General features: G+C 38.4%; 10 protein-coding genes. 3 read left to right on the top strand and 7 right to left on the bottom strand.

Annotation, left to right across the window (positions count from 1 at the left end):
* On the top strand, positions 1-205 hold a 205-nt coding region (locus WBM70_RS01255; protein WP_424556705.1), incomplete at its 5' end, for a hypothetical protein.
* A gap of 70 nt (positions 206-275) precedes the next feature.
* On the opposite strand, the gene katG is transcribed toward WBM70_RS01255, so the two are convergent.
* The 4 genes from katG to WBM70_RS01235 form a co-directional block, all read right to left on the bottom strand.
* Positions 276-2,456 carry a catalase/peroxidase HPI gene (gene katG / locus WBM70_RS01250; protein WP_424556704.1) on the bottom strand — a complete coding sequence of 727 codons (2,181 nt, stop codon included), beginning with the start codon at positions 2,454-2,456 and terminating at the stop codon, positions 276-278.
* Positions 2,457-2,554: 98 nt separating this feature from the next.
* Entirely contained in the window at positions 2,555-2,992 is a 438-nt protein-coding gene (locus tag WBM70_RS01245) for a Dps family protein (RefSeq protein WP_424556703.1), read from the bottom strand.
* 123 nt (positions 2,993-3,115) lie between these two features.
* Positions 3,116-4,066 carry an MBL fold metallo-hydrolase gene (locus tag WBM70_RS01240; RefSeq protein WP_424556702.1) on the bottom strand — a complete coding sequence of 317 codons (951 nt, stop codon included), beginning with the start codon at positions 4,064-4,066 and terminating at the stop codon, positions 3,116-3,118.
* The gene (locus WBM70_RS01235; protein WP_424556701.1) at positions 4,066-4,638 is read right to left on the bottom strand and encodes a CDP-alcohol phosphatidyltransferase family protein; all 573 of its coding nucleotides are present in this window, start codon (positions 4,636-4,638) and stop codon (positions 4,066-4,068) included. The genes WBM70_RS01240 and WBM70_RS01235 overlap by 1 nt, the downstream gene beginning before the upstream one ends.
* 110 nt (positions 4,639-4,748) lie before the next feature.
* On the opposite strand from WBM70_RS01235, the gene WBM70_RS01230 reads away from it, so the two are divergent.
* On the top strand, positions 4,749-5,264 hold the full coding sequence (locus WBM70_RS01230) for a type 1 glutamine amidotransferase domain-containing protein (protein WP_424556700.1): 516 nt from the start codon (positions 4,749-4,751) through the stop codon (positions 5,262-5,264).
* A gap of 33 nt (positions 5,265-5,297) precedes the next feature.
* Here the strand turns inward: WBM70_RS01230 and WBM70_RS01225 are convergent, their stop codons facing one another.
* Complete coding sequence (locus tag WBM70_RS01225) at positions 5,298-6,059, bottom strand: slipin family protein (protein ID WP_424556699.1); 762 nt, start codon at positions 6,057-6,059, stop codon at positions 5,298-5,300.
* Positions 6,060-6,062: 3 nt separating this feature from the next.
* Complete coding sequence (locus tag WBM70_RS01220) at positions 6,063-7,361, bottom strand: NfeD family protein (RefSeq protein ID WP_424556698.1); 1,299 nt, start codon at positions 7,359-7,361, stop codon at positions 6,063-6,065.
* A gap of 106 nt (positions 7,362-7,467) precedes the next feature.
* Here WBM70_RS01220 and WBM70_RS01215 point away from each other — a divergent pair, with 106 nt between their 5' ends.
* The gene (locus WBM70_RS01215) at positions 7,468-8,730 is read left to right on the top strand and encodes a 1-acyl-sn-glycerol-3-phosphate acyltransferase (RefSeq protein WP_424556697.1); all 1,263 of its coding nucleotides are present in this window, start codon (positions 7,468-7,470) and stop codon (positions 8,728-8,730) included.
* On the opposite strand, the gene WBM70_RS01210 is transcribed toward WBM70_RS01215, so the two are convergent.
* Positions 8,705-9,773, bottom strand: a 1,069-nt coding sequence (locus tag WBM70_RS01210) for an MFS transporter (protein ID WP_424556696.1), incomplete at its 5' end; no start/stop codon positions are given. The two genes, WBM70_RS01215 and WBM70_RS01210, sit on opposite strands and share 26 nt — an antisense overlap.

Here is a 9,773-nt window from a genome sequence, read left to right as displayed (position 1 = left end):
GGTTAATGCGATCATTCAGAAAAACTATATACCGCTTATTATCAATAGGGAAAAGGATCCTTTTCCAAAAGAATTTGATACAGGTTTCACACCAATCGTACATTTCATAGACCATAAAACGCAAAAGAGCTATAAAAATGTCATTGGTTACAACAATAAGGATGAATTCACCTATATCCTTAAAACAGATACTGTCACAAAGTAGATAAAAACATACGAAATCAATACGTGTATTTCGTATGTTTAAAAAGTATTAGAAACACATTGTAGAACTGCTAAGCCAGATCAAATCTGTCCAGATTCATGACTTTTGTCCATGCGGCTACAAAGTCTTGTATAAATTTCTCCTGTGCATCAAAACTGCCATAGACTTCTGCTAAAGCTCGTAACTGAGAATTGGAACCGAAGATCAGGTCAACACGTGTTGCTGTCCATTTGGGTTCATCTGTAGCACGATCGCTACCTACAAATAGATCTTCATCTTCTAAAGATTTTTTCCATGCAGTATCCATATCAAGTAAATTAACAAAGAAGTCATTGGTAAGTGATTCTGGACGATCTGTAAATACACCATGTTGAGACTGTACTATGTTAGTATTTAAGACACGCATACCTCCAAGAAGTACCGTCATCTCTGGTGCACTCAATGTTAACAATTGAGCACGATCTATCAGTAGTTCTTCAGCAGGAACAGAAAACTTGGTCTTCAGGTAGTTACGAAATCCATCTGCAACCGGTTCCAAGACGTCGAAAGAGTCTGCATCGGTTTGTCCTTCTGAAGCATCCATACGACCAGGGATAAAGGGAACAATTACTTCATAGTCTGCATTCTTTGCTGCTTGTTCAACACCTGCACAACCACCCAATACTATCAAGTCAGCAAGTGAAACGCTCTTCTCAGCTGTCTGTTCTTCGTTAAACTCATTTTGGATACCCTCCAGCACAGTCAATACTTTAGAGAGTTGATCAGGCTGATTTACTTCCCACTCCTTTTGCGGTGAGAGACGAATACGCGCACCATTTGCACCACCCCGTTTATCTGAACCACGGAAAGTAGATGCTGAAGCCCAAGCTGTTGAAACCAGTTCTGATACGGATAGTCCCGAAGCAAGAATCTTTGATTTTAGTAAAGCAATATCTTGATCGTCGATCAGTTCATGGTCAACTTGAGGAATCGGATCTTGCCAAATAAGATCTTCCTTGGGAACTTCCGAGCCCAGATACCGTGATTTTGGACCCATATCACGGTGAGTTAACTTAAACCACGCATGAGCAAAAGCCTTTTGAAACTCATCTGGATTTTCATAGAAACGTCTTGCAATCTTTTCGTAAGCTGGATCAAAACGTAAAGAGAGGTCTGTAGTTAGCATTGTAGGAACATGACGTTTGGATGGATCATGGGCATCAGGTATTGAATTTGCACCTGCCCCATTTGTCGGTATCCACTGGTATGCACCAGCCGGACTTTTTGTTAATTCCCAATCATACCCAAATAGATTCCATAAGAAGTTACTACTCCATTTTGTCGGTGTAGAGGTCCAGGTAACTTCCAGGCCACTACTGATCGTATCAGCCCCTTTACCTGAACCATAACTGCTCTTCCATCCAAGTCCTTGCTCCTCAATATCGGCTGCTTCAGGTTCAGGGCCTACATGTGCTGCATCTCCTGCACCATGACATTTTCCAAAAGTGTGTCCTCCGGCGATCAATGCAACAGTTTCCTCATCATTCATCGCCATTCTAGCGAAGGTATCACGAATATCTTTGGCTGCTGCAACAGGATCTGGTTCGCCATTTGGACCTTCAGGATTGACATAGATCAAACCCATTTGAACAGCCGCAAGAGGGTTTTCTAACTCTTCATGATCACCTGAGTAACGATTATCATCCAACCAGGTACCCTCAGTACCCCAATAGATATCTTTTTCAGGCTCCCAAATATCTTCACGTCCACCAGCAAAACCAAAGCTCTTAAAGCCCATCGATTCCATAGCAACATTTCCTGCCAGGATCATAAGATCAGCCCATGAGATCTTTCTACCATATTTTTTCTTGACAGGCCATATCAATCTTCTTGCTTTATCTAGATTTACATTATCAGGCCAACTGTTAAGAGGCGCAAAGCGCTGGTTCCCACTCCCCCCACCGCCACGACCATCACCACTACGGTAAGTACCGGCACTGTGCCATGCCATACGAATAAACAATGGTCCATAATGACCAAAATCAGCTGGCCACCACTCTTGTGAATCAGTCATTACTGCGATGAGATCTTTTTTTACTGCTTGAAGGTCAAGTGTCTTAAATTCCTCGGCATAATTGAAGTCTTTACCCATAGGGTCAGATAGAGAAGAGTGTTGGTGTAATATATCGAGTTTTAATTGGTTAGGCCACCAGTCTTGATTTGATGTACCGCCACCAGAAGTGTGTTGAAAAAATTTTTTGTTATCAAACATGACATCCTCCTTGATTAGAGTTTGATTGAAAGATGCCATGAAAGGCATCTAAACCATATGTCGTTCAGTATAGATATTCACTTTGAAAAATCCTTTATTTACTTTATCATTGAATCGAGCATCCAAAGCTCTTTTTCCAGTACCGCTACATTGTCATCTGCGAAAGCAGCAGTCGTTTTATCATTCGCATTATCTGCATCATCACTTAGCTCTTGAAATAGTTTATGTAAATATTTATAGTCAGTAATGATATTTTTTACTACCTCTTTTGATTTGAATGTATCACCCTTCTCTGTTTTGATATTTGTTGCTTTGGCAAGATCATCTAAAGTAAGATAAGGTTTTCCACCTAATTGTATAACTCTTTCAGCCGCATCATCATAGAGTGTAGACATAGTGTTATAGATCTCTTCAGTTTTCAAATGTACAGGTTCAAAATCCATACCTTTTACATTCCAGTGGTAATTATGTATCTTTACGAACAATGCATGTGCATCTGCTTGAAGTTGCTTTAAATTTTTTGTTACTTTACTCATTTTAATTCTCCTTAATTATTTTATGGAACATTTATATTGTAATGGAATAAAACTTAAACAAAGGATAATTTTTATCCCTTAATGTTTTTTTTCCTCTATTGAAAATAACTTTTTGTAAATACATTATAGTTTTTCAATAACACACTCTCTGCTTAGCCGATAAACATCAAAGTCATCAGCAATATACAGTCTGCCTTTGTAGGATTGTTGGATCTCATTATAGATCACTTCGACACCCTCGCTAGCATGCTTATTGTATCTTGGGTTAATATGTGATGCTATAAGGTTTTTGACATCCCTTTTCTGGGATGTCTCACCAAGATCTTTTGCTGTAGTATGTAACACCTTTACCTTAAGACGATCATAATCAGCCTGTGTATAGGTACATTCATGTACCAAAAGGTCGATACCTTCAAGGTATTCTCCTAAGATATCAGGTCTGACATTATCCCCTGCTAAGATTACTCTTCGTCCTTCTATGGGTGTCAGCATGAAATCTTCTGGATGAAGTTCCTCTCCTCTGAAGACAATAGTGTTTCCTTTTTGCAGTTCCCCATAAAGTGCAGATGGCTCCATACCAATAGCTCTTAATTTCTCTTCATTAATCTTATTGGTAATGTCGTTCTCTTTGATATAAAATGCAAAGCTCTCCACAGAGTGTTCAAGTGCCAATACTTTCAATGAAAACTTGTCAAAAACAAATAAGTCATCAGCTTCAAATTCAATGATCTTCAGTTCATACCCCAAGTTCTCAAATGAGACATCCAGTACACACTCAAGAAACCTTTTAATACCTTTCGGACCGTATATACTAAGAGGCCTAAAGGCAGTATCTAGTTTTTTAGAGCTCAAGAGTCCTGGTAGACCAAAATAGTGATCTCCGTGCAGATGTGTAATAAAGATAGTAGAAAGTTTACCACTAGAGAGTCTGCTTCGCATGATCTGGTGCTGTGTTGCCTCACCGCAATCAAAAAGATACCACTTGTCATCCTGCTGAAACTCTAACCCTAACGCAGAGACATTTCTTTCTTTAGTCGGTTTTCCGGCACTTGTTCCTAAAAATGTCAGTTGCACTACTTCCCTCCTTTGCCTGTTCTTTCTTTCCAGGCATGCCAAATGGAATGAATATTACTTTTCTGTGCTGGCAATATAAAAGTAATAGCAATATTTTCCACCATTTCGATCACTAAAAAGTAAATAGCAATATGAAACAAAAGATTGTTTTCAAATCCAAGTAAAAATACCACACCTATACCCATCAATACTGCTGATGCCTTAGTTATCCAAGTATGATAGCTCGCAAGTTTTCCAAATTTGAACAGGGCAAAAACAGCAGGAAGCACATAGATAATGATCGCCGCAATAATATAGTTTATTTCACTTATAATAAGTTCAGGCCAAAGCCACCATGCCGCTAATGGGGTAGTAAGATAGGTTAAAATATCTCCATAACTGTCAAGCCTAGCTCCAAGTTCGCTGGTCTGATCGAGCATACGTGCGATGATACCATCAAGTGCATCAGAAAGCAGCATCAATCCAAACAGGATAAAAAAAAGCGTTGGCATACCAAACCAACCAGTAACTAATAAAAATGGTGCGGCTATAATGCGAAAAAAACTTAATAGATTCGGTATATTGAGTGGCATGGATATCCCTAAACACTTTTTATATATAGTATACTATAAAATAATGGCTATATATGAAACAGATTATCTATCTGATTTAATATGTCATAATGAAATAAAAGGGAGAATGTATGAAAGCTTTGATCATCTCTGCAGATCTTTTTGAAGACTGTGAGTTAAAAATACCCTATCAATTTCTTCGAGAACTAGGTATTGATGTAGACATCACTTCTATGAATAAGGGTTCTATCATCGGAAAAAATGGGTTTCACATATATCCCACAATAACCCTGAATGAAGTAGAACCAAAGCAGTATGACATACTGATTCTTCCCGGAGGGAAAGGCCCTGCCTTGATACGAAATGATATAAAAGCACTAGAGATTGCCCGATACTTTTTTGATCATAATAAATTGGTTGCAGCCATATGTCATGGTCCCCAGATACTTATTTCTGCAGGCTTAATGAAGGGTAGAGTTTCTACTGGCTACAAAAGCATTGCAAAAGAACTTGAAGAGGCAGGTGCAATCTATAAAGATGAGGAAGTAGTCATAGATAAAAACCTGATTACTTCTAGGCAGCCATCAGATCTGCATGCTTTTATGGAAGCGATTAAACAGTATTTATATTATGAATCAAAAAAATAAATTGTCACAATAAAAAGCTTTTCCATATTTCATTTACTCTTTGCCTATTCCCTTAAGGAACTGCTGTAGATCTGATGGAAATGGGAAGATCACTGTATTGGTTTTGTCACTGGAGATATCACTCAGAGTCTGCAGATAACGTAGCTGAATTCCCAACGGGTTTTTAGCGAGAATTTCAGCCGCTTTAAGAAGATTCTCACTTGCTTCGAGTTCTCCCATTGCATTGATTACTTTGGCACGTCGTTCTCTCTCTGCCTCCGCCTGTCTGGCAATGGCACGTACCATACTCTCATCAAGATCAACATGCTTGATCTCGACATTGGCGATCTTGATCCCCCAGGCATCGGTCTGCTTGTCCAATATCTCCTGAATATCAAAGTTCAATTGTTCCCGTTCTGAAAGCATCTCATCAAGTTCATGTCGGCCAAGAACGGAACGCAGTGTTGTTTGTGCAAGCTGGCTGGTAGCATCATAAAAGTTCTCTACCTGAATGATCGCTTTTTCAGGATCAACCACACGAAAATAGACAACTGCATTCACATGTACTGAAACATTGTCATGGGAGATGACATCCTGCGTCGGGACATCCAAAACAATGGTACGAAGATCCACCCGCACCATCTTTTGTATACCCGGGATCAAAATGATCAACCCCGGTCCTTTTACTCCGGTAAATCTTCCAAGGGTAAAGACCACTCCTCGCTCGTATTCACGTAAAATACGGATGGCAGACGCTAGCAAAATAATCAGTATCAATACGATATAAACAGTACTCATTGGTATCATAGGTAACATAATTTACTCCTTTATTATTGGGTTAACATGCAGAACTAATCCTGACAGATTCTCTACACATACATCTTGGCCTATTTGTAGCTTACTATCCGATTGAGCGTACCATATTTCACCATGACAGCGAACACGGTACCCTTTTTCAGTTGAGTCGATCACTTCTGCAGTCGATCCAATCATCTCATCTACACCCGTTACTACTTTTATAGATCTTGATCTTATAAGAAACCGAAGTACAAAAATGAAGAATCCTAAGCTAACTAGAGAAAAAGCGATAATAAGAGGGATGGAGATACCACTGCCTAATGTATCGGCATCAAAAAGAAGCAGTGATCCAAGAGCAAATGCAACAACACCGCCAATACCTAAAACTCCAAATCCTGTGATTAAAACTTCTGCAATCATAAAGGCAATACCTAAGATGATCAACAACAATCCTGCATAATTAAATGGTATCATATTTAATGCATACAACGCGATCACTCCTGAGATAACACCTATGACTCCAGGGAAGATTGCTCCTGGATTCATCAACTCAAAAAATATGCCATATACAGCAATGATAAGAAGTATATATGCTATGTTAGGATCTGTAATAACAGATAATAATTTGATCTTCCAGTCGGGTTCAAAGATCAATATCGCTGCATCTTTAGTGTGAAGTGTTATGTTCTTATCGCCAACCATAACCTCTCTGCCTTCAAGTTTAGTCAATAATTCATTGCTGTCTTCTGCAATCAGATCAATAACTCCATATTCCAATGCATCCTTAGCAGATATACTCTTAGCCTCTTTTACAGCATCAATGGCCCATGATATATTACGTTCATTCAATTCAGCTAAACTTTTGATGTAAGCTATAGCATCATTGATTACTTTTTTCTCTAGAACAGTAGAAGCACTAGTGTTTGTATCTGCTATCTTTGGTGTTGGCATAAGGTTGACCGGAGTAGCAGCGCCGAGATTGGTTCCGGGTGCCATAGCCGCAATGTGTGAAGCATAAATTAGATAGGTGCCGGCACTCGCTGCATGTGCACCTTTGGGAGAAACATAGGTAATGATAGGAATTGTACTGTTTGTGATCTGCTGTATCATCTCACGCATAGAACTAGAGAGTCCTCCTGGAGTATCCAATACGATTAGCATTATGTCAGCATTTTGCCGTAGTGCAGTTTCAATTCCTTCTTTGAGATAGATATTACTTGCAGGACCTATATTACCTTTTATACCTAATTTAACAATTGTAGAAGTGCTAGAAAAAAGTGGTAAAATGACTATAAGTAATAAAAAAAATATGCGTTTCATCTTATACACCTCACATCTGTATTGAAGATAACTTATATCTATAATACCTAATAAACAAAATGAAAGTCAAGTAGAGCAAAACCAAAAAAACAGGTATAATAATGGTATGTATATTCATAAAGAAATTGACACTCTTAAGATTGAAAGAACGATCCTGAAGATATCAAATATTGTCAAGGAAGTTGCAGTCTTTATGCACGATGGCCATCTCTTTGCACTAATATATCCGGATTTTCATGAAGCTAAAAAACGTAAGATCATGCGTCTTGAAAATGAGATCAAATGGTATGCTGTAGAGCTTTATAACATTGAAGCGATGGAAGAAGAAACGATAAAAGGCTATCAGATCGTCCGATCTCCCTTACCAAAAGATGAGGAAGGAAAAATTGATAGAGATAAACTTCGAAATTTCATGACTGAACAAGCACTGCCTTCTACAAATATAGAAGATGCTCCAAAAGACAAAGTCTACCAAAACATAAAAAACTATCTCTCGACTCTGACGACTGAACCTATAACACCTTTATCACATCTTGAACTCGACCTGCATCTAGACTCACTAAATTATGTTGAGACTTTAACTTTTATTGAAAAAAGTTTCGGTGTGCATATCAGTGAAACATTGTTGTCACAAATGATGATCATGGGTGAACTTTGCCATTATGTCAATGAAAAAAAGCAAAAAGTGACTATAACTGATATTAACTGGAAAACTATTCTGAACGAAAAGATACACTTTGACCTTAAATATACATCTTTCCCGATCATGATATATAAAACGCTTTGTTTTCCACTATATAAACTTTACTTTTCACTAAAAGTCTCTGGTCATGAAAACTTTCCAGATCAGCCATGCATCATTGCCCCCAGTCATCAAAGTATGCTAGATGGTTTTATACTTGCTGCTGCATTACCCTACAAAGTTTTGAAGAAGACATTTTTTCTGGCTTTTCAAATAGTATTTGACACAAAGGTCATGCGACTCTTTATGAAAAACACTCAGACCATTATGATCGATGTGAACTATGATCTTAAAGCCTCGATGCAGAAATGTACGGTTCCCTTAAAAAATAAACAGAACCTTGTTGTATTTCCAGAAGGTGCGAGGTCACGAGACAGAAAACTATTAGAGTTTAAAAAGTTTTTTGCAATACTTTCCATTGAACTGGATATTCCAGTAGTACCTGTTGTCCTCGACGGTACCTTTGAGGCGATGAGTGCAGGAAAACTATTCCCAAGACCGGCTCCCGTTATTATTAAATATTTAGAACCGATCTATCCAAAAGGGCTAACCTATGATGAACTGACAGACAAGGTTAAAAAAGCGATACATGAAGAGATGATCAAACATCCTCTACATGAAGATTAGATCGTACTTCATCAGCAGCTTTTTTTTCATCCACTCTTAACAACAATATGCCACCCAAAATAAAAAAGATCGCTACAGAAGCTATCCCTACTCTGGAATTCTCCGTGATCAAAGCGACTATAGCGATCAAGAATGGACCCAGGATTGCCGCTGTTTTTCCCAAGAAGTTATAAAAACCAAAAAATTCTGCAGCATATTCACCCGGTATCATTTTGGCATAATATGACCTGCTCAACGCTTGTATACCTCCTTGTACCAGGGCGATCATTACTGCGAGGATATAAAACTCATAGATCTCATCTATAAATGCCGCCCAAAGTGTAATAAAAAGGTAGATGAAGATTGCCAATAGAATCGCCTTTTTGGTATCCCACTTCTGGGCCAGTTTGGCAAAAACGAGTGTTGCCGGAAAGGCAACGAACTGTACTATCAATAGTGAATAGATCAGGCTCTTAGTATCAAATCCTATTGCCATTCCATAATCAACTGCCATCCTTATGATAGTATCAACCCCATCTATGTACAACCAGTAAGCAATGAGAAAAAGTACTAATTGTTTGAAATATCTGATCTTTTTAATGGTTCTGATCAGCCTGAAATAACCCTCCGAAATGATTTGTACTGTACTTTTATCATCTACAGGTTTTTTCTCTTTAACAAAAAGCAACAAGGGTAAAGAAAAAAGCATCCACCATAAAGCAACGGAAAGAAAAGAGATCTTAATCGCTTCTATATTGCTGGAAAATCCAAAAAAAGAGGGATCTTGCATCATCCAAACATTGAGTGCAAAAAGGATCCCTCCTCCAAGGTATCCTAGCGCAAACCCCAGTCCTGAAACGAAATCAATCTCTTTCTCTTTCGCAACTGTCGGTAAAAGTGAATCATAAAATATATTTGATCCCATAAACCCTATATTTCCCAGTACATAAACAAATACAGCTGATTCCCAATCTCCCTCACTTACAAATGAGAGTGCCACACTCATCAATATCCCAATATAGGCAAAGAGAAACAACAATCTCTTTTTCAGTCCACCCACATCT

The sequence above is a fragment of the Sulfurovum sp. genome (assembly GCF_049668085.1).
GTDB lineage: Bacteria > Campylobacterota > Campylobacteria > Campylobacterales > Sulfurovaceae > Sulfurovum.
This window is presented reverse-complemented; position numbering and strand designations above follow the sequence as displayed.